This is a genomic window from Stenotrophomonas sp. 116085_Sma, assembly GCF_056479585.1.
Window position 1 is genome coordinate 1,291,115 of record NZ_CM151057.1, and the last position, 19,163, is coordinate 1,310,277.

Annotated in this window: 16 protein-coding genes; 5 read left to right on the forward strand and 11 right to left on the reverse strand. The window is 66.4% G+C overall.

The genetic code is table 11. The annotated features are described in order from the left end of the window. Position 1: 1 nt before the first annotated feature. From mqo to ACZK0Z_RS06010, 3 genes are all read right to left on the reverse strand, one after another. A complete protein-coding gene (mqo, locus tag ACZK0Z_RS06000; RefSeq protein ID WP_197619888.1) occupies positions 2-1,702 on the reverse strand; it encodes a malate dehydrogenase (quinone) in 1,701 nt (566 codons plus the stop codon). A 194-nt stretch (positions 1,703-1,896) separates the two neighbouring features. Then, positions 1,897-2,343: a GNAT family N-acetyltransferase gene (locus ACZK0Z_RS06005; protein WP_049429988.1), complete on the reverse strand. Its 447-nt coding sequence runs from the start codon at positions 2,341-2,343 to the stop codon at positions 1,897-1,899. Positions 2,344-2,514: 171 nt separating this feature from the next. Continuing rightward, a complete protein-coding gene (locus ACZK0Z_RS06010; RefSeq protein WP_005412604.1) occupies positions 2,515-3,420 on the reverse strand; it encodes a LysR family transcriptional regulator ArgP in 906 nt (301 codons plus the stop codon). Positions 3,421-3,557: 137 nt separating this feature from the next. On the opposite strand from ACZK0Z_RS06010, the gene ACZK0Z_RS06015 reads away from it, so the two are divergent. Beyond that, complete coding sequence (locus ACZK0Z_RS06015) at positions 3,558-4,193, forward strand: LysE/ArgO family amino acid transporter (RefSeq protein ID WP_005408523.1); 636 nt, start codon at positions 3,558-3,560, stop codon at positions 4,191-4,193. Positions 4,194-4,359: 166 nt separating this feature from the next. Continuing rightward, positions 4,360-6,327 carry a prolyl oligopeptidase family serine peptidase gene (locus ACZK0Z_RS06020; RefSeq protein WP_197632974.1) on the forward strand — a complete coding sequence of 656 codons (1,968 nt, stop codon included), beginning with the start codon at positions 4,360-4,362 and terminating at the stop codon, positions 6,325-6,327. A 55-nt stretch (positions 6,328-6,382) separates the two neighbouring features. Here the strand turns inward: ACZK0Z_RS06020 and ACZK0Z_RS06025 are convergent, their stop codons facing one another. The 3 genes from ACZK0Z_RS06025 to ACZK0Z_RS06035 form a co-directional block, all read right to left on the reverse strand. After that, on the reverse strand, positions 6,383-8,137 hold the full coding sequence (locus ACZK0Z_RS06025) for a peptide MFS transporter (RefSeq protein WP_049429986.1): 1,755 nt from the start codon (positions 8,135-8,137) through the stop codon (positions 6,383-6,385). Positions 8,138-8,216: 79 nt separating this feature from the next. Further along, positions 8,217-9,365 carry an acetyltransferase domain-containing protein gene (locus ACZK0Z_RS06030; protein ID WP_106549411.1) on the reverse strand — a complete coding sequence of 383 codons (1,149 nt, stop codon included), beginning with the start codon at positions 9,363-9,365 and terminating at the stop codon, positions 8,217-8,219. Positions 9,366-9,421: 56 nt separating this feature from the next. Beyond that, on the reverse strand, positions 9,422-9,937 hold the full coding sequence (locus ACZK0Z_RS06035) for a hypothetical protein (RefSeq protein WP_049429984.1): 516 nt from the start codon (positions 9,935-9,937) through the stop codon (positions 9,422-9,424). A gap of 327 nt (positions 9,938-10,264) precedes the next feature. Here ACZK0Z_RS06035 and ACZK0Z_RS06040 point away from each other — a divergent pair, with 327 nt between their 5' ends. From ACZK0Z_RS06040 to ACZK0Z_RS06050, 3 genes are all read left to right on the forward strand, one after another. Continuing rightward, a complete protein-coding gene (locus ACZK0Z_RS06040) occupies positions 10,265-12,229 on the forward strand; it encodes an OPT family oligopeptide transporter (RefSeq protein WP_100443783.1) in 1,965 nt (654 codons plus the stop codon). Between the two features lie 232 nt (positions 12,230-12,461). Then, positions 12,462-14,540 carry a prolyl oligopeptidase family serine peptidase gene (locus tag ACZK0Z_RS06045; protein WP_197632972.1) on the forward strand — a complete coding sequence of 693 codons (2,079 nt, stop codon included), beginning with the start codon at positions 12,462-12,464 and terminating at the stop codon, positions 14,538-14,540. Between the two features lie 127 nt (positions 14,541-14,667). After that, a complete protein-coding gene (locus ACZK0Z_RS06050; protein WP_197632970.1) occupies positions 14,668-15,912 on the forward strand; it encodes a DUF819 family protein in 1,245 nt (414 codons plus the stop codon). Positions 15,913-16,055: 143 nt separating this feature from the next. On the opposite strand, the gene ACZK0Z_RS06055 is transcribed toward ACZK0Z_RS06050, so the two are convergent. From ACZK0Z_RS06055 to ACZK0Z_RS06075, 5 genes are read right to left on the reverse strand one after another with little or no spacing between them, the layout of a single operon-like run. After that, positions 16,056-16,538, reverse strand: a complete 483-nt coding sequence (locus ACZK0Z_RS06055; protein ID WP_197632968.1) for a hypothetical protein — start codon at positions 16,536-16,538, stop codon at positions 16,056-16,058. Between the two features lie 46 nt (positions 16,539-16,584). Continuing rightward, the gene (minE, locus tag ACZK0Z_RS06060; protein ID WP_005408532.1) at positions 16,585-16,845 is read right to left on the reverse strand and encodes a cell division topological specificity factor MinE; all 261 of its coding nucleotides are present in this window, start codon (positions 16,843-16,845) and stop codon (positions 16,585-16,587) included. Between the two features lie 2 nt (positions 16,846-16,847). Beyond that, positions 16,848-17,657 carry a septum site-determining protein MinD gene (minD, locus tag ACZK0Z_RS06065; protein WP_057496225.1) on the reverse strand — a complete coding sequence of 270 codons (810 nt, stop codon included), beginning with the start codon at positions 17,655-17,657 and terminating at the stop codon, positions 16,848-16,850. 37 nt (positions 17,658-17,694) lie between these two features. Then, positions 17,695-18,537: a septum site-determining protein MinC gene (gene minC / locus ACZK0Z_RS06070; protein ID WP_106549416.1), complete on the reverse strand. Its 843-nt coding sequence runs from the start codon at positions 18,535-18,537 to the stop codon at positions 17,695-17,697. Further along, a complete protein-coding gene (locus tag ACZK0Z_RS06075; RefSeq protein ID WP_049429979.1) occupies positions 18,483-19,079 on the reverse strand; it encodes a GNAT family N-acetyltransferase in 597 nt (198 codons plus the stop codon). The genes minC and ACZK0Z_RS06075 overlap by 55 nt, the downstream gene beginning before the upstream one ends. Between the last annotated feature and the right edge of the window lie 84 nt (positions 19,080-19,163).

Here is a 19,163-nt window from a genome sequence, read left to right on the forward strand (position 1 = left end):
CTTACAGTGCCTGCAGTTCCTCATTGGCGTTGCGCTTTTCCTTGGCCGGCGTCGGAACCGGGGCCGGAACTGCGGCCGGTGCAGGCGCTGCCGCGTTGCCATCCACCGGTACTTCAAGGTAGGGCAGGTGCAGGGTCTGGCTGGTCAGTGTGCGGATCTCGTTCACCAGCGCCGCGCTGTCGTTGAGCTTGCGCCCGTACGACGGCACGATCTCGCGCAGGCGGGTCTCCCAGCCGGCCTTCATCTGGTCCGGGAAGGCCTTGGCCATCAGGTCCAGCATGATCGGCGGCGAGGTCGACGCACCCGGCGAAGCGCCGAGCAGGGCGGCGAGGGTGTGGTCCTTGTCGGTCACGATCTCGGTACCGAACTGCAGCACCGCGCCCTTCAGCGGGTCACGCTTGATGATCTGCACGCGCTGGCCGGCGGTGACCAGCTTCCAGTCGCCCGGCTTGGCGTTGGGGAAGTACTTGACCAGCTCGGCCTGGCGATCGGCATCGTTCAGGCGCGCCTGGCCCATCAGGTACTGCACCAGGTCCAGGTTGTCCTTGCCCACTTCCAGCATCGGGCCGACGTTGTTGTGGGTGACCGACGAGTACAGGTCCCACCACGAGCCGTGCTTGAGGAACTTGGTGCTGTACAGCGCGAACGGCCCGAACAGGACCACCGGCTTGCCATCCAGCTTGCGCGCATCCAGGTGCGGCACCGACATCGGCGGCGAACCGGTTTCGGCCATGCCGTAGGCCTTCACGCCGTGGCGCGAAGTCACGTCCTGGCCCTGGAAGGCGAGGAACTGGCCACCGACCGGGAAGCCGGCGTAGTCCTTCGATTCCGGGATGCCCGACATCTGCAGCAGCTTCAGCGCGGCGCCACCGGCACCGATGAACACGAAGCGGGCGTGGGTCGTGGACTCGGTGCCGGCCTTGAGGTCCTTCACCGTTACGTTCCAGCTCTTGTCGGCGTTCTGCCGCAGCGCGCTCACTTCATGGTTCAGGTGCAGGCTGAAGTTCGGGCTGCGCTGCAGGCCGGTGGTCAGCTGGCGGGTGATCACACCGAAGTTGACGTCGGTGCCGAGCGGCATCCAGGTCGCGGCAACCTTCTGCTTCGGGTCACGGCCTTCCATCAGCAGCGGGGCCCACTGCTTGATCTGCGCCGGATCTTCCGAGTACTGCATGCCGTAGAACAGCGGATTCTTCACCAGGGCCTGCTGGCGCTTGTGCAGGTAGGCGATGTTGTCATCGCCCCAGACGAAGCTCATGTGCGGGGTCGGGTTGATGAAGTCGCTGGGCTGGCTCAGCCGGCCTTGCTTGACCTGGTGCGACCAGAACTGGCGCGAGACCTCGAACGATTCGGCGATGCCGACCGCGCGCTTGGTCTCGATGCTGCCGTCGGGCAGTTCCGGGGTGTAGTTCAGTTCGGCGAACGCCGAGTGGCCGGTGCCGGCGTTGTTCCAGCCATCGGAGCTTTCACCGGCGACGCCGTCGAGGCGTTCGTAGACCTGGATGTTCCAGTCCGGCTGCAGTTCCTGCAGGTAGGTGGCCAGGGTGATGCTCATGATGCCGGCGCCGACCAGCACAACGTCGACGGGCTTGTCGTTGCTGGCGGCGGGCACCGAGCGCTGGGTCAGCGGCCAGTACAGGAACAGCGCGGCGGCCAGCAACAGCAGCACGAGCAGGGCGAGAAGAGCCTTGCCAAATTTCTTCATGGGGGCGGGATCGTTGGCGGAGGGGAGGAGTTCAGGATGCGCATGCAGCAGGGAAAGGGCGTGAAGAAACAACGCCTTGCAGCATCCAGACGCGATTCTAACCGGTTCCGGTCCTTTTTTGATGCAACGCAGCATCCGGCGCTTCGCGCCATCCTCACCCGGTAGCGCCGGGCGATGCCTGGCGGCGCCGTCAATCAAACCAACTCAAGAATCTCGTCACCGGCCTCGTCGATGTCTCCGGTCGGGCGCCAGCCCAGGCGCCGATAGAAGCCGTGCGAGCGCGATCGCGGGTCGGCCGAGCAGGCCAGGAACAGGCGCCGGTGGCCGGCGTCGCGGGTCAGGCTGACCACCTCCTGCAGCAGCTGGCGGCCGATGCCACGGCCTTCGTAATCCGGCAGCAGGGCCAGCACCAGCACTTCACCGCTGTCGCGGTCGGCGAAGCAGTAGCCGGCCATGCGCTCGCCGTCCCAGGCGATGCGGCCGATGAAATCGCCACCGGAGATGCCTTCGGCCCATGTCTGCGCGGTGATGCCCAGCTCCGCCAGCTGCAAGGCACTGAAGGCGTTTTCGCGGGTACGCCCACGCAGGTCGATGCAGGCGGCAGCGTCTTCAGGGCGCGCATCGCGGACGAATACAGGCATGCAGGGCTTCCTTGCAGTGATCGGCCGGCCAGTATCCGCATCACGCATGGACCTGGTGTGTAGGGCGCATGGAGATTGGATGGAGAAAAAGGGGACGGAGGGGATTAAGTCGTTTAAGGCCCAAACGTCATACAGGGCAAAGACGAATTAATCCCCTCCGTCCCCTTTTTCTCAGCGCTTGCGCCGGATCAGCGCGGAGGACGCGTCCAGCACCGCGCGGGTCAGCAGCGCCATGGTCTGCACGTCGCCTTTCCAGTGCTGCCAGTACAGCGGTACGTCTTCCCACGCGCGCTGGCGCACATAGACCAGGCGTCCAGCATCCAGGTGCCGCTTGACCAGCGGCAGGGGGTTCATGGTCCAACCCATGCCGCCCAGGTTGGCCTGCACGAAAGCGCGGGTGGACGGGATCCACCAGGTCGGCGCGGTGCTGGGCAGATCGTCGCCGGCCATGCGCCGGGCAAAGCGCGACTGCATGTCGTCCTTGCGGTTGAACACCAGCACCGGGGCCTGTGCCAACGCCTGCGCGGTCACGCCCTTGGCGAAGTGGCGCTCGCGGAACTCGGGCGTACAGGTCGCTGCGTAGCGGATGCTGCCCAGCGCGTGGATCTGGCAACCCTGCACCGGCTCGTCCAGCGTCGTCACCGCGCCCAGCACCGTGCCCTGGCGCAGCAGTTCGACGGTGTGGTCCTGGTCCTCCACGCGCAGGTCCAGGGTGGTGCCGGTGGTCTGCGCGAACTGGTAGGCCGCCTGCGGGAACCAGGTTTCCAGGCTGTCGTGGTTCACCGCCACCGGGATGCTGGCCTGTGGCAGATCCTCGTCGGCCAGGCCCATCCGGTGCAGTGCATCATGCTCGAGCAGGGCGGTCTGCTCGGCCAGCTGCACCAGCAGCTGCCCCTCCGCGGTGGCGGTGGCCGGGGTGCCGCGCTTGACCAGCAGCCGGCCGATCCGATCTTCCAGCGCTTTGACCCGCTGCGAGATGGCCGAGGGCGTGACATTCAGCGACTGCGCGGCGCGGTCGAAGCTGCCTTCGCGGATCACCGCGGCCAGGGCGCGCAGCTGGGCATGATCGATACGCATCGAATTAAGCTCCGCTAATGTTGGTTTAGAAAGTTTAGCTCGTCTTTTTCATGTTGCGGCGCGACAATGGCGCTCGTTCCGGTGCTGTCCGCCTTCGCGAGGCACCGTCCCCCAAGCAAGTAAAGGCAGTGAATCCCATGTTCTCGGTCATCTCCGCCAGCACCGGCCTCGGTGCCTGGTTCTCTGGTGCAGCTACCGGCATCGGCCTGTTCGCCGTGGTCGGGGCCCAGAGCGCCTTCATCCTGCGCCAGGGCATCCTGCGCAAGCACATCGTGCCGGTGGTCGCCACCTGTGCGGCCATCGATGCGATCTTCATCTTCGCCAGCGTGGCCGGCCTGCGCACGCTCACCTCGGCGCTGCCGTGGCTGACCACTGCCGTGCTGTGGACCGGTGTGGCGTTCCTGGCCTGGTACGCGATGAAGTCGGCGCGCCGTGCGATCGCCGGTGGCGGCGGCATGGGCGAGGCCGACAGCGACGACGGCAGCCGCCGCGCGGTGCTGATGGCCGCGGTCGGTTTCTCGCTGATCAACCCGCACTTCTGGCTGGACATGATGGTGATCGGTTCGATCGCCGAGAACTTCGGCAATGCCCGCATGGCCTTCGCTGCCGGCGTGGTCACCGCCAGCTGCCTGTGGCTGACCGCGCAGGGCCTGGGCGCGCGCCTGCTGGCGCCGCTGTTCACCAAGCCCAGCACCTGGCGCGTGCTCGACGGCACCATCGCGGTGATCCTCAGCATCCTGGCCCTCACGTTGGCGGTGCGCGGGGTCCATTGACCTGGCGCACGCCCCCCGAACCCACGTCCTGACTCTCTCTCCAAGGTAGTGGTAACGACGGCACCGGCAACGGTGCCGTCGTTTTTTGTGCGCCAGTGGCGGGCCGGGCACCGGCCTGCCTAGAATCGGCCAGCCGGGACAAGGGGTCCAGGCAGGGGAGAGAAGGATGCACAAGCGCTGGCTGGCCGCCCTCATCGTGGCGGGATTGTGGTGTGGAACCGCTGCTGCGATCGATCTGGGCGCCTATGTGCGGGCGGACAAGTTCGGCGATGTCGTGCTGTCTCCCGGGGGCGACTATCTGGCCGCGACCGTGCCTGCGGACGGCTTCACCGCTGTGATCATCCTTCGTACGGACGACAACACGCCGGTGGGCAACCTGCGCCCACCCCTCAATTCGCATGTCTTCAACATGCACTGGGTCAACAACGATCAGGTGATGTTCGGTCTGGCGCAGAAGTTCGGCACCCGCGATGCGCCCTTGGCCACCGGCGAACTGCTGACACTCGATGCGCGCACCGGGCGACCGGAACTACTGGTGGGCTACCGCGATCTTGGCCTGCGCGTGCGGCCCAAGTACCGGACGTCGGCTGCGGCGTTCCTCAGTGACGCCCTGCCCGGCGATGATGCCCACGTGGTCATCGCGGTAGGCGGATCGCGGCTGGATGCCAACGGCTATGCGGCCCAGCTGGAACTGGCAAGCGGCAAGCAGCGGCTGCTGGCCCGCGCGCCGATGCCGGGTGCCTCCTATGTGGTGGATGCCCGAGGCGACGTGCGTTTCGTCCAGGGCGCCGGTACCGATAATGTCCATCGGCTCTACCACCGCAACGGTGGTGACTGGGTGCTGGTCAATGATGAGAAACGCAGCGGCCGCGCCGAGGCGGCGCTGGGCTTTTCCGCCGACGGCCAGTTGGCCTACCTGCTCAGTGAGCAGGCCAGCGGCCCCGATGCCATCGTCAGCTGGAACCCGGCCACGCAGGAGCGCAAGGTCGTGCTGCGCGACGAGGTCGTCGATCCAGCGCGACTGATCCGCCGCCCGGGCAGCACCGTGCCGGTCGGCGCACTGTTCCAGGGAAACACACCGCATACCCGGTTCTTCGACGAAAGCTCGGACGAGGCGCGCCTGTACCGCAGCCTGGAAGCAGCCTTCCCCGGCCGTGCAGTGTTCATCACTTCCAGTACCCGCGACGGTCGCCGCCTGCTGGTGGAAACCGGGTCCGGTTCCAATCCGGGCGAGTTCTACCTGTACGACCGCGACCGCAACCAGGCGCGCTTCCTGATGGCGCGCAGCGAATGGATTGACCCGGAGACCACTGCGTCGGTGCGGCCGGTCCTGCTGAAGGCGCGCGATGGGTTGGAGCTCCATGGATTCCTGACAGTCCCGCATGGCAGTACCGGCCGTGACCTGCCGATGGTGGTGGTGCCGCATGGTGGGCCGATCGGGATATTCGACAACGGCAGTTTCGATCACGAGAACCAGTTGCTGGCCGCTGCCGGCTACGCCGTGCTGCAGATCAATTTCCGCGGCTCGGGCAACTATGGCCGTGCCCACAGCCGGGCAGCACTGAAACAGTGGGGTGGCGCGATGCAGGACGACGTGACCGACGCGACGCGATGGGCAATCAGCGAAGGCATTGCCGATCCCCGGCGCATCTGCATCTACGGTGCCAGCTACGGGGCCTACTCGGCGATGATGGGTGCTGCCCGCGAGCCAGGGCTGTACCGGTGCGCGGCCGGCTATGTGGGCGTCTACGACCTGCCGCTGATGTTCACCGGCGGCGATATCCAGGGCCGGAACTCCGGGATGAGCTACCTGCGCGAGTGGCTGGGTGATCCAGCCACGTTGGGCGCGGTCTCGCCGGTCAACCTGGCCGGTCAGATCAAGGTTCCAGTGTTCCTGGCGGCCGGTGGTCAAGACAAGCGCGCCCCGATCCAGCATACCGAGCGCATGGAAGCGGCGCTCAAGCGTGCCGGTACGCCGGTGGAAAGCCTGTACTACAAGACCGAAGGGCACGGCTTCTATACCGAAGCCCATCGCAGCGAGTACTACGGCAAGCTGCTGGCGTTCCTGTCACGCAGCCTGGGTGGCAAGACCGCCACGACTGCGGCTGCGGACGGCAAGGGCAAGGCGCCGTAACGCAAAGGGCGGCGGATGGTTCCTCCGCCGCCCCGGTTCCTGCCTCTGCGTGGGCTTACTTCACCCCGTGCATCATCTTCTTCAGCAGCGGAGCGGCGATGAAGGCGGCCAGCGCGCAGCCGAGGCCGATCCACATCAGCAGCCAGAACAGGTGCGCATAGGCACCAGCCGCGGCGACCATGTCCAGCGATTCGCCTTCCGGCACCTCGATCGCGGCCAGCTTGCCGAACAGTGCGGCCAGCGTTTCCGAGAATGCAGTGGCCAGGAACCAGGTGCCCATCATCAGGCTCATCACCCGCGGCACCGCCAACTGGGTCACCGCCGACAGGCCGACCGGCGACAGGCACATTTCACCGCTGGCCAGCAGGAAGTAGGCCAGCACCAGCCACCACACGCTGGCCATCTCGCCGGTGGCGCCAACCTGCTGTGCAGCCAGTGCCAGTGGGACGAATGAAAGCGCGCCGATCACCAGGCCCCAGGCCGACTTCACCGGCTTGCCCGGCTCCCAGCCACGGCGGTCCATCCAGGTCCACAGTGCGGCGAAGGCCGGGGCCAGCAGCACCAGGAACAGGCCGCCGAGATAGGTGAGCGAGCCGGCGGTCTGCGGAATCACCAGGCAGTCGCGCACCAGCAGCACCAGCATCAGTACGACGATGGCGGCGAAGAAGGTGCGCGGCGCCGACGACCCCGGACGGCGCTCGGACAACCGCGCGCTGACCACGAAGCCGAGCGGTGCCAGCAGCAGCGAGATGATCGACCACGGCAGCGGCGTGCCACCGGTGATCACCAGCGACGGCACGATGTCCTTGGTCAGCAGGCGGTCGGTGAAGGTCACCCACGAGCCATAGGACTGCTCGTACATCGTGAAGAACACCAGCGCCATGAAGATCAGCACCATCAGCGCGATCATCTGCTGGCGCTGCACCGGCGTGCACTTCGTGCCGGTGAACCAGGCGAACCAGACCAGCACGCCGCCCAGCACCACCAGCATCAGCATCAGCGCCAGGCTGATTTCGCCGCCCAGCGCGAACGCGCCGTTGCCGGCCGCCCACATCAGCCACGCCACTGGCAGTACACCGAGCACCGCGCACAGATAAATGAGCCATTCGCGCGGCAGTCCCAGCACCTTCTGCTTCAGCGCGGCCGGCTGTGGCGGTTCGGCATGGCCCTGCAGGTACTTCTGGCCCCACAGGAACATCGCCAGGCCGGCCAGCATGCCGATGCCGGCGGCGCCGAAGCCGTATTTCCAGCCATAGGCCTCGCCAAGGAAGCCGCACACCAGCGAGGAGAACAATGCGCCGAGGTTGATGCCGGCGTAGAACAGCGAGAAGCCCGAATCGCGGCGCGGGTCGTCCTTGGCGTACAGCTTGCCGACGATGGTGGAGATGTTCGGCTTCAGGAAGCCCACGCCCATGATGATCAGCGCCAGCGACAGGTAGGTCACCGCCAGCGCGGAGGTATCGCGCACCACTTCGCCGTTGACCCGGTAGGCCGCGTGGCCCTCGAAGGCCATGCCCAGATGGCCGAGCACCAGCAGGATGCCGCCGAACAGCACCGCCCGGCGCATGCCCAGCCAGCGGTCGGCCAGCATGCCGCCGAACACCGGGATGCAGTACACCAGGCCACCGTAGGCGCCAAGCAGGTCCAGGCCGGCCTTGTCGCCGAACAGGTGGTACTTGGTCAGGTACAGCAGCAGCAGCGCCTTCATGCCGTAGAAGGAGAAGCGCTCCCACATCTCGGTGAAGAAGCAGACGTAGACACCCTTGGGATGGCCCAGGAAATCGTCGGAAGCGATAGCGGTGGAATTCATCGCGGAATTATAGGCCTGTGGCACGATCCGCTTTCAGTGGATCCACGCCATGCGTGGATTGCCGGACTGGTCTGGGCGATCACAGGTATCGCAACCACGGCAGATCGCGCCTTCGCGCTTTGAACCGCGCGAAGGCCCGCGTCGGCGGGTACAGCACCACCGCCAGCGCACAGGCCACCAGCAGCAGGCCGGCCACCGAATCCAGTGCGTACAGGTCACCGTGCGTCGGTCCCCAGATCGCCAGCGCGGCCAGGTACAGCCCCTTCAGCACATACAGGTGCAGCAGGTAGAAGAACATCGGCGCGGCGCCAATATCTGCCAGCGGGCGCAGCGCACGCGCCAGAGGTGGCCATTCGTACAGGCGCAGCAGCAACAGGCCCACGCCCAGGGTCAGCAGCAGGAACTGCAATGACGGCGGATACTTGGTGATGTTGAGGATGCTCAGCCAGGTGCGCAGCGTCGTGGTCTGGTACTGCCACGGTGCATCCCCGTACTGGTTGGCGAATCGCAGCAGTGCGAACAGGGCCAGCGCGCCGATGCCTGCCCACAGCAGCCAGCGCTGGCGCTGCTCTGGCGCGCGCTCGCGACCGAACCACGGCCCCATCAGGTAGCCCAGTGCGATCACCCCGATCCACGGCAGCAGCGGATAGGACGTGCGCAGGCGCAGCGCACCGGCCTCGATCCAGTCGCGCTGGTGCAGCACTTTCCACAGCACCGGCAGCAGGCCATTGCCTTGCACCCGTAAGCCGTCGAACAGGTTGTGCCCGGCCACCACCGCGATTGCCAGCACCAGCAGGGCCGGGCGTGGCAGCCAAAGCAGCCCGGCCAGCGCGATCATGCTCAGCCCGATGGCCCAGATCACCTGCAGGTACAGCGTGTCCGGCGGCAGCTGGAAGGTCCAGGCGAAATTCACCAGGGTCAGTTCCAGCACGACCAGGAACAGCCCGCGCTTGAGCAGGAAGGCTGCGGTGGCCCGGCGCGGATCCGCCTGGCGCTGGCCGTACAGCCAGGCCGACAGGCCGGTCAACAGGACGAACACGGGCGCACACAGGTGCGCCAGCAGACGGCAGGTGAACAGCGCAGGGGAGACCGTCGCCGCGTCCATCGGGTCGCTTACCTGGTGCTGCAGGAAGAAGGTCTCGCGCACGTGGTCGAGCAACATCAACAGCATCACGGTGCCGCGCAGCTGGTCGATGGAGGCCAGGCGGAGGGAGGGGGAAGGGACCACGTGGGATGCTCGACCGGCGTGACAGGATATAACATAACGTTCTGCCGCGTAGCCCGTCAGGGTTGGCAGACAGCTGCGCTCCAACCCGTCCGCTTGTCGTACCTGATGGGGATCACCCGAGTCGATCCGTCAGGCGCAGCTTTCAGGCAGAACTTCGCCGTGTAGCCCCTGATTGGGCCATTGGTGGGAGCGTTGAGGTAGACCTCATACAAGGTTGCAGGAATCAATGGCTGTGGAGAGGTGCGCAGCGTGGCCGAGGCTGGCAGATCACCGTAGACGATGCACTGGCCCGGCGCCAAAGGCTCTGCGGGAGTCAGGTCGTACATGAACGACCATGCCTTCACCGTGTCGTGGTGATAGACCATCACCGCTTGCAGGATACGGGGCGATCGGACCCATTCCAGTGCCCGCGGAGGCAGGCCGAAACAAGGTATTCCTTCCCGATCCTCGATCACCGCGGTGCCAAACCCGCTGTAGGCGTTGACGTTGCCTATACCCAGCAGCAGGCACAGCATCGCGCCCGCTGCAACGAGGAAGGCTCGCATCATCGTGATCAATGGTGCGTCTGCCATGCGGTCTCCTTGCCGACGATGTGTTGGTGGCAGTGCACGGTGTTGGATTCCGGGAATCGACTCAAGCAGGCGCTGAGCCGCAAACCCCATCGCCTGGCACGCATCGCCCGGTGGGCCGGGGGCGTCGGGGGATTGGGGTCAAGGGACCCCCGCTCCGACAAACCGGTGCACTGTGCACAACTTGGTCAAACACGACACATCTGAAGGGGCCAAGGGCCTGCTGGGGCGCAGTGCTGGGCGAGGGCTTGCCAGCCGGTACCAACCGCACTGGACTTGCCGCCCCCTGAACGCTAGCGTGGCAGGGATTTTTTGCCAGCAGGGGCTTCCATGAACCACGACGCTGCGCCCAAGCAGCTCACCTTCCGCGCAGTGGCCCTGGCCATCGTGCTGGCGGTGGTGCTGTCGGCCGCAAACGCCTACCTCGGTCTGTTCGCAGGCCTGACCATCGCCACCGCCATTCCCGCCGCGGTGATTTCCATGGGCGTGCTGCGCCTGCTGGGCGGTGGCTCCATCCTTGAAAACAACATCGTGCAGACCGGTGCCTCGGCCGGCTCGTCGATCGCCGCGGGTGTGATCTTTACGATTCCGGCGCTGGTGATCATGGGCTACTGGCCGGACTTCAAGTACTGGTGGGTGCTGGGCATCGCCGGCCTGGGCGGCCTGCTGGGCGTGCTGTTCTCGGTGCCTCTGCGCCGTTCGATGATCGTCGAAGACCCGCTGCCGTTCCCGGAAGGCAAGGCCGCGGCCGAAGTGCTCAAGGCCGGTGAGAACCCGGGCCCGGGCCTGAAGATCCTCGGCCTGTCGGCGGTGATCGGTGCGTTCGTGAAGCTGGCCGCGGAAAGCGGCATGCGCCTGATCCCGGACGCCTGGGCCACCTCGGCCTATGTCGGCAGCTCCAAGGTCACCGCCTTCATCGGCACCAACCTGTCGCCGGCGCTGCTGGGCGTGGGCTACATCGTCGGCCTCAACGTCGGCATCGTGGTGGTGTCCGGCTCGATCCTGACCTGGCACATCGCCATCCCGATCTACCAGGCGTTCTTCATGAACACCGATCCGGCATTGGCCGCGTCGGTTGCCGCAGCGTCCTCCACCGAAGCCGCGTTCGCCATCTGGGGCGCGAAGATGCGTTACCTGGGCGTTGGCGCCATGCTGATCGGTGGCATCTGGACCCTGATCTCGCTGCGCAAGTCGCTGCTGAACGGCGTCAAGAGTGGCTTCGCCGCTGCCCGCAAGAGCGGTGGCCCGGTGCTGGCGCACACCGAGCGCGACCTGCCGATGAAGTGGATGCTGGTCGCCCTGGTGGCCTTCGTGCTGCCGCTGCTGGCCCTGTACCAGGCCATCGTCGGCCAGTGGCACGTGTCGATCCCGATGACCCTCATCATGATCGTCGCCGGCTTCCTGTTCGTGTCGGTCTCGGCCTACCTGGCCGGCCTGATCGGTTCGTCCAACAACCCGGTTTCGGGCATCACCATCTCCACCATCCTGTTCGCCTCGGCCGTGCTGGTCGTGCTGCTCGGTGCCGATGGCCTGAAGCCGGTCGGTGCCGGCGGTGCGCCGCTGGGTGCGGTGGCCGCGATCATGATCGGTGCGGTGGTGTGCTGCGCCGCCGCGGTCGGCGGTGACAACCTGCAGGACCTCAAGGCCGGCTACATCGTCGGTGCCACCCCGTGGAAGCAGCAGCTGATGCTGGGCATCGGTGCGTTCTCGTGCGCGCTGATCATGGCCCCGGTGCTGAACCTGCTGGCCACCGCCTACGGCATCGGCGTGAAGTCCGAGCTGCATCCGAACGCGCTGGCTGCGCCGCAGGCCAACCTGATGGCCTCGGTGGCCAAGGGCCTGTTCGGTGGCGAACTGCCGTGGACCTTCATCGGCATCGGTGCCGTGGTCGGCGCCGCCATCATCGCCTTCGACAGCTGGCTGAAGGCGCGCAACGCCCGCTTCCGCGTGCCGGTGCTGGCCGCCGCCATCGGTATCTACCTGCCGCTGGAGCTGATGGTGCCGATCTTCCTTGGTGGCCTGATCGCCTACCTGGTCGAGCGCTTCCACAAGGTGCGTGCCGATGACGAGGAAGGCCGCGACCGCGTGCACAAGCCAGGCGTGCTGTTCGCCGCCGGCCTGATCACCGGCGAGGCGCTGATGGGCATCGCCATCGCGATTCCGATCGTGGTCAGCAGCCGCGCCGACGTGCTGGCCGTGCCGTTCCACCTGCCGGGCGCACAGTGGATCGGCCTGGCCGTGCTGTTCCTGGTCGGCTGGCTGATCTACCGCACCGGCAAGCGCGCAGTCGCGTAAGCAATGCGGTCGGATCCCTTCCCGCAGGAAGGGCTCTGACCCCGCGCTGACAGCGTCTGGGGTCAGAGCCGATTCCGCCGGAATCGGATCCGACCCCGGTGTCCCCGCAAACCCCGCCCCGGCGGGGTTTGCTGTTTCTGGCGGCTGCCCGCCCGCAGCCATGACCGATGGCCTTGGCAGCCCCGGCCGCACGGGCCTAACATCGGTTTTTTGCCGTCCTGCGGAGACTCCGATGAAACTGCGTCATGCCCTGCTGCCACTGAGCCTGCTGGCCGCCCTTCCCAGCGTTGCCGCTGCCCGTGGCCTGGAAGTCCGCGACATGGTGGCGATGGACCGCGTCTCCGCGCCGGTGCTGACCGCGGACGGTGGCATCGTGGTGTTCGCCAAGCGCAGCGTGGACGCCAACCTGAAGGCCTCCACCGCGCTGTTCGCGCGCAACCTGCGTACCCGCGACGCGGCACCGCCGAAGCAGATCACCCCGGCCGGCTGGAACGTCAATTCCGCCTCGCTGTCTGCTGATGGCCAGACCGTGTACTTCCTCAGCGCGAAGAACGGCAGCCAGCAGCTGTACGCCCAGCCGCTCAGCGGTGGCACCCCGCGCCAGCTGACCGATTTCGCGGTCGACGTGGACAGCTACCACGTGTCGCCACAGGACGACCGCGTGCTGTTCAGCGCCGGCGTGTTCCAGGCCTGCGCCTCGGACCTGGCCTGCACCGAGAAGAAGCTGAAGGATGTGGCCGGCGCCAAGGCCAGCGGCAAGGTCTTCGATTCGCTGTTCGTGCGCCACTGGGATACCTGGAACGACGGCCGCCGCAACACCCTGTTCGTGGCGCCGCTGCCGGTCGCCAAGGCCGGTCCGGTCAAGGGCGCTTCGGCGCTGAGCGCCACCATCGATGGTGATGCGCCGTCCAAGCCGTTCGGTGGCAATGACGATTTCGCTTGGTCGCCGGATGGCGCCAGCGTGGTGGCCAGCATCCGCGTGGCCGGCAAGCAGGAACCGTGGTCGACCAATTTCGATCTGTACCGCTTCGACGCTGCCGGCAAGCAGGCGCCGGTCAACCTGACCGCGTCCAATCCCGCCTGGGATGCCGGCCCGGTGTTCAGTGCGGACGGCAAGACCCTGTTCTACCGTGCGATGAAGCGCCCGGGCTTCGAGGCCGACCGCTTCGGCCTGATGGCGATGGACCTGGCCAGCGGCAAGACCCGCGAGATCGCCCCGCAGTGGGATCGTTCGGCCGGTGGCATCGCCCTGTCCGCCGACGGCGCCAGCATCTACACCACCGCCGATGACCTTGGCGAGCACCCGCTGTTCCAGATCGACGTGGCCAGCGGCAAGGCTACCAGGCTGATCGGCGACGGCAGCGTGACCTCGGTCGACGTGGCCGGCACCAGCGTGGCCATCACCCGCAACAGCCTGAAGAGCAACGACCAGGTGCTGGTCGGCCTGCTCCCGGCCGCGGGCCAGCCGATCGGCGAGCTGCGCGCGCTGACCCCAGCCGCTGGCGACGTACTGAAGGACGTGTCCTTCGGCGACTACGAGCAGTTCGAGTTCAAGGGCTGGAACAACGACACCGTGCACGGCTACGTGGTCAAGCCGCACAACTACCAGGAAGGCAAGTCCTACCCGGTCGCATTCCTGATCCACGGCGGTCCGCAGGGCAGTTTCGGCAACGGCTGGAGCTATCGCTGGAACCCGCAGACCTACGCGGGCCAGGGCTACGCGGTGGTGATGATCGACTTCCACGGTTCCACTGGCTACGGCCAGGCCTTCACCGATGCGATCAGCCAGCACTGGGGCGACCGCCCGCTGGAAGACCTGCAGAAGGGCTGGGACGCGGCGCTGAAGAAGTATTCCTTCCTCAACGGTGAAAAGGCCTGTGCGCTGGGCGCCAGCTACGGCGGCTTCATGGTCAACTGGATCGCCGGCAACTGGAACAGCCCGTTCAAGTGCCTGGTCAACCATGACGGCGTGTTCGACCAGCGCATGATGGGTTACGCCACCGAAGAACTGTGGTTCACCGAGTGGGAGCAGGGCGGTACGCCGTACCAGAAGGCCGCGAACTATGAGAAGTTCAACCCGGTCAACCACGTGGCCGACTGGAAGAAGCCGATCCTGGTGATCCACGGCCAGCAGGACTTCCGCATTCCGGTCGAGCAGGGCCTGGCTGCGTTCACCGCTGCCCAGCGCCAGGGCATCGAATCGAAGTTCCTGTACTTCCCGGATGAGAACCACTGGGTGCTGAAGCCGAACAACAGCATCCTGTGGCACGACACCGTCAATGCCTGGCTGAGGCAGCACATCGGCGAATAAGCCGGTCCAGCGCCGCCCCCCGGGGCGGCGCTCTGCTTGTTGTAGAGCCGAGCCATGCTCGGCTGCTCTGTGCCTCCTTTCCCGCCAACAGCAGCCGAGCATGGCTCGGCTCTACATGAGCGCATGCATGCCTTCGACTGCTCTGATCCAGAACGACATCGTCGTCTTCGGTTTGATCGCCGCCACCCTCGGCGCCGTGTTCTGGACCGCCTCGCGCGAGCAGGGCCTGTGGAAACGCTTCTACACCTTCGTGCCGGCGCTGCTGCTGTGCTACCTGATTCCCGGCATCTACAACACCGTCGGCCTGATCGACGGGCAGAACACCAGGCTCTACAACCCGATCGCGCGCGACATCCTGCTGCCGGCGGCGCTGATCCTGCTCACCCTGGCGGTGGACATCAAGGGCATCCTGCGGCTCGGCCCGAAGCTGGTGCTGATGTACCTCGGCGCTTCGGCCAGCATCATGCTCGGCGCGGTAGTGGCTTTCCTGCTGATGCGCGCCGTACATCCGGAAACCGTGGCCGGTGACACCTGGGCCGGCATGGCCGCGTTGGCGGGCAGCTGGATCGGTGGCGGCGCCAACATGCTGGCGATGCGCGAAGTGTTCGACGTCAACGCCACCACGTTCGGCCAGTTCGCGGTGGTCGACGTGGGTGTCGGCTACGTGTGGATGGCCGCTCTGATCTTCCTGGCCGGGCGTGCCGCGAAGATCGATGCACGCAGCGGCGCAGATACCTCGGCCATCGATGAGCTGAAGGAGCGCATCGCGCGCTTCCAGGCTGAGCATGAACGCATTCCCAGCCTCACCGACCTGATGTTGATCGTGGCGGTGGCCTTTGGCGGTGTCGGGCTGGCCCACGCCATTGGCGCGCCGCTGGCGGCGTGGTTCAAGGCCAATGTCAGCTGGGCTGCGCAGTTCAGCCTGGATGCGCCGTTCGTGTGGGTGGTGGTGCTGTCGACCACGTTGGGCCTCAGCCTCAGTTTCACCCGTGCACGCAATCTCGAAGGCGCGGGCGCATCGCGCCTGGGCTCGCTGCTGCTGTACTTCCTGATCGCCTGCATCGGCATGCAGATGGATCTGCTGGCGCTGCTGGACCGTCCGTGGCTGTTCCTGCTGGGCATCATCTGGATCAGCGTGCACATCGTGCTGCTGTGGTGCCTGGGCAAGCTGCTGAAAGTGCCGTTCTTCTACTTCGCCATCGGCTCGCAATCGAACATCGGTGGGCCAGCCTCGGCACCGGTGGTGGCCGCGGCGTTCCATCCGGCGCTGGCGCCGGTGGGCGTGCTGCTGGGCACGATGGGCTACGCCACCGGCACCTATCTGGCCTACATCGTCGGCATCACCCTGCGCGCGCTGGCCGGGCAGGGTTGATCCTGTAGAGCCGAGCCCATGCTCGGCTGCTCTTCGTCGTCACCTGCACGAATGCAAAAGCAGCCGAGCATGGGCTCGGCTCTACAGTAGATCCTCGCCATGCGTGGATGGTGCGGACCACGGTCCGCACCCACCAGCGGCGGTTACGCCGCCTGCAGCAACCCGCGTTCGATCAACCAGGCTCTGGCGTCTTCGGCATCCTGCTCGAACCACGCCTTCGTAGACCCCAGCCGATACGTATACCCCCAGGCATCCATGTCGGCCATCAGCCGCGCACTGCCGACACCCGGCAACCGCCCGGCCAGCACGATCTGCAGGTAGCAGGTGGCATCTTCCTCGGCCACCGAGTCGGTGGCGTCGGTGTGCACCTGCGCGCGCCGCTCCGGCGGCAATACGATCAGGTGGCAGGCTTCGTGCAGCATCGAGTGCACGGGGGTGTCATCGCGCACATAGACATTGCTGGCGATGATGCCCGCCTCGGGCTCGCCCCAGTAGCTGCCGGGAATCGGTTCGCCGGCCGCCACGTGGTGCAGCAGCAGGCCATGCGCGGCGAGCAGGCACTGCGCGTCGGCGAAGGCGATGTCGCCCACGCAGGTGATGTCCTCGGCGGTCGTCGTATCGGTCATGCAGGTCACGCAGCCCCGCCCATGCAGGCACGGGCGGGGCGGGGCATCAGGGTTTGTCCGGGCCTTCAGGCAGCGCCACGGAGATGTCCAGCACATCGTGCTGGCCATCCTTCACCAGGTCGACCTTCACTGCATCGACGTCGATGTTCACGTACTTCTTGATCACTTCCAGCAGCTCGCGCTGCAGCAGCGGCAGGTAGTCCGGGCCACCGCGGTGGCTGCGTTCCTGCGCGATGATGATCTGCAGGCGGTTCTTTGCGGTTTCGGCGGTGGTCTTCTTCGCTTTGAGGAAATCGAACAGGCCCATGCTTACCCTCCGAACAGCTTGCTGAAGAAGCCCTTCTTCTCGACGTTGGTGAAGCGCATCGGGCGATCTTCGCCGAGGATGCGCGCGACGGCGTCGTCATAGGCCTGGCCGGCAGCGGATTCGACATCCAGGATCACCGGTTCGCCCTTGTTGGACGCGTTGAGCACGTCGCCCGATTCCGGAATCACGCCGATGGCCTTCAGGCCAAGGACTTCCTCGACGTCGGCGATGCTGAGCATCTCGCCGGTTTCCACGCGCAGCGGGGTGTAGCGGGTCAGCAGCAGGAACGCGGGCACGTTCTGCCCGGATTCGGCCTTGTGGGTCTTCGAGTCCAGCAGGCCGATGATGCGGTCGGAGTCGCGCACCGAGGACACTTCCGGGTTCACCACCACCACGGCGCGGTCGGCGAAATACATCGCCAGGAACGCACCCTTCTCGATGCCGGCCGGCGAGTCGCAGATGATGTAGTCGAAGCCATCGGCGGCCAGGTCCTTCAGTACCTTGCCCACGCCTTCCTGGGTCAGTGCATCCTTGTCGCGGGTCTGCGAGGCGGCCAGCACGTACAGGTTGTCGAAGCGCTTGTCCTTGATCAGGGCCTGCTTGAGGGTGGCTTCGCCGTGCACGACGTTGACGAAGTCGTACACCACGCGGCGTTCGCAGCCCATGATCAGGTCGAGGTTGCGCAGGCCGACGTCGAAGTCGATCACCGCCACCTTCTTGCCGCGCCGCGCCAGGCCACAGGCCAGGCTTGCGCTGGAAGTGGTCTTGCCCACGCCGCCCTTGCCGGAGGTGACTACGATGATTTCAGCCAAAGGACTTCTCCTGGTTCTGCATTAGTTTGGGGCTGCGTCAGTCCAGCGCAGCGATCTTGATCTGGTCCTGTTCCAGCCACACCTGCACGGCCTTGCCGCGCAGGTTGTCCGGTACATCGTCCAGTACCTTGTAGTGGCCTGCAATGGCCACCAGTTCCGCATGGAAATCACGGCAGAAGATGCGTGCCGCGGTGTTGCCCTGGGCCCCTGCCAGCGCGCGGCCGCGCAGGGTGCCGTAGATATGGATGCTGCCATCGGCGATGACCTCGGCGCCGGCGCCGACGGTGGCCATCACGGTCAGGTCGCAGTTCTCCGCGTACAGCTGCTGGCCCGAACGCACGTTGCCCAGCTGCATGCGGCCCGGTTGCGGTGCGGCTGCATCGGCGACCTTGGCCACCGGTGCGGCCGGGGCCGGCTTCGGCTCGGCACGAACGGCGCGGCGCGGTTCCGGCGCGGGCGGCGGGGCCGGTTCGGCCTCGGCACGCTCGTACTGGGCGCGGAACTTGGCCAGCAGCGGCAGGCCGAGCTGCTGCGAGAGCAGGTCGACCGCGCTGGTGCCATAGGCCAGCGCCACCGGCAGCACGCCGGCGCTGCGCAGGCCATCGACCAGCGCCTGCGCGGTGGCCACGTCCGGCACCTGGCTCAGGCCGCCGAAATCGAGGATCACCGCCGCGCGGCCGAACAGCTTCGGCGCGCGGGTCACGCGCTCGCGCATTTCCTGCACGAGGCGTTCGACATCAAGGGTACGGATGCGCAGGTTGGCGATGCCCACCTGGCCGATCTTCAGTTCACCGGCCTGTTCGTAATCGAAATTCACCGCCACGCTCAGGTCCCCGTCGGCCGCTGTGCCTGCGCCGGCAGCTGCCGGGCGCGTGTCCATGCCACATCCGGCAGCTTGCCGCCGTAGGTCTCCTGGACCCACGGGTAGCTGCACAGTTCCTTGGCCAGCATGCTGGCACGCACATCGACCTGGGCCATGGTGTTCTGGCCCAGCTCGCGGAAGCCGAAGCTGCCGTGGAAGAGCAGGGCGGCATCGGCGCCATGGTCGAGGAAGACTTCGCAGGTCATCTGCGGGTAGCGCAGCTCGGCAAAGCTCTGCGCGTCGGCATAGAACGCACGGCCGACGCCACCGCCGCGGCGGCGGCTGGCGACCACGATGCGGTCGATGTAGAAGAACGGGGTGTCCAGATGCTGCTTGAACCAGGCGAAGTTGCTGCTGTCGTGCTGGCTGTCGCTGCCGAAGCCGATCAGGAAGCCGGCCAGGTTGCCGTCGCGCTCGGCGACGCGGAAATACTCAGCGGTTTCATAGAACAGGCGCAGGCGGGCCGCATCCAGGGGAAGGATGGCCAGGCCAGCGTTGTTGTTCAAAGCCAGGACGGAATCGAGCTCGTGCTCGCGCACGTCGCGGATGACAATCGACATTGTGACTCCGTGGGGTAACGCGGTTGGTCCATCAAGGGACCCTGCGCACGATTATTGCATGCCCGGGGTGGGCTGCGGCATGAA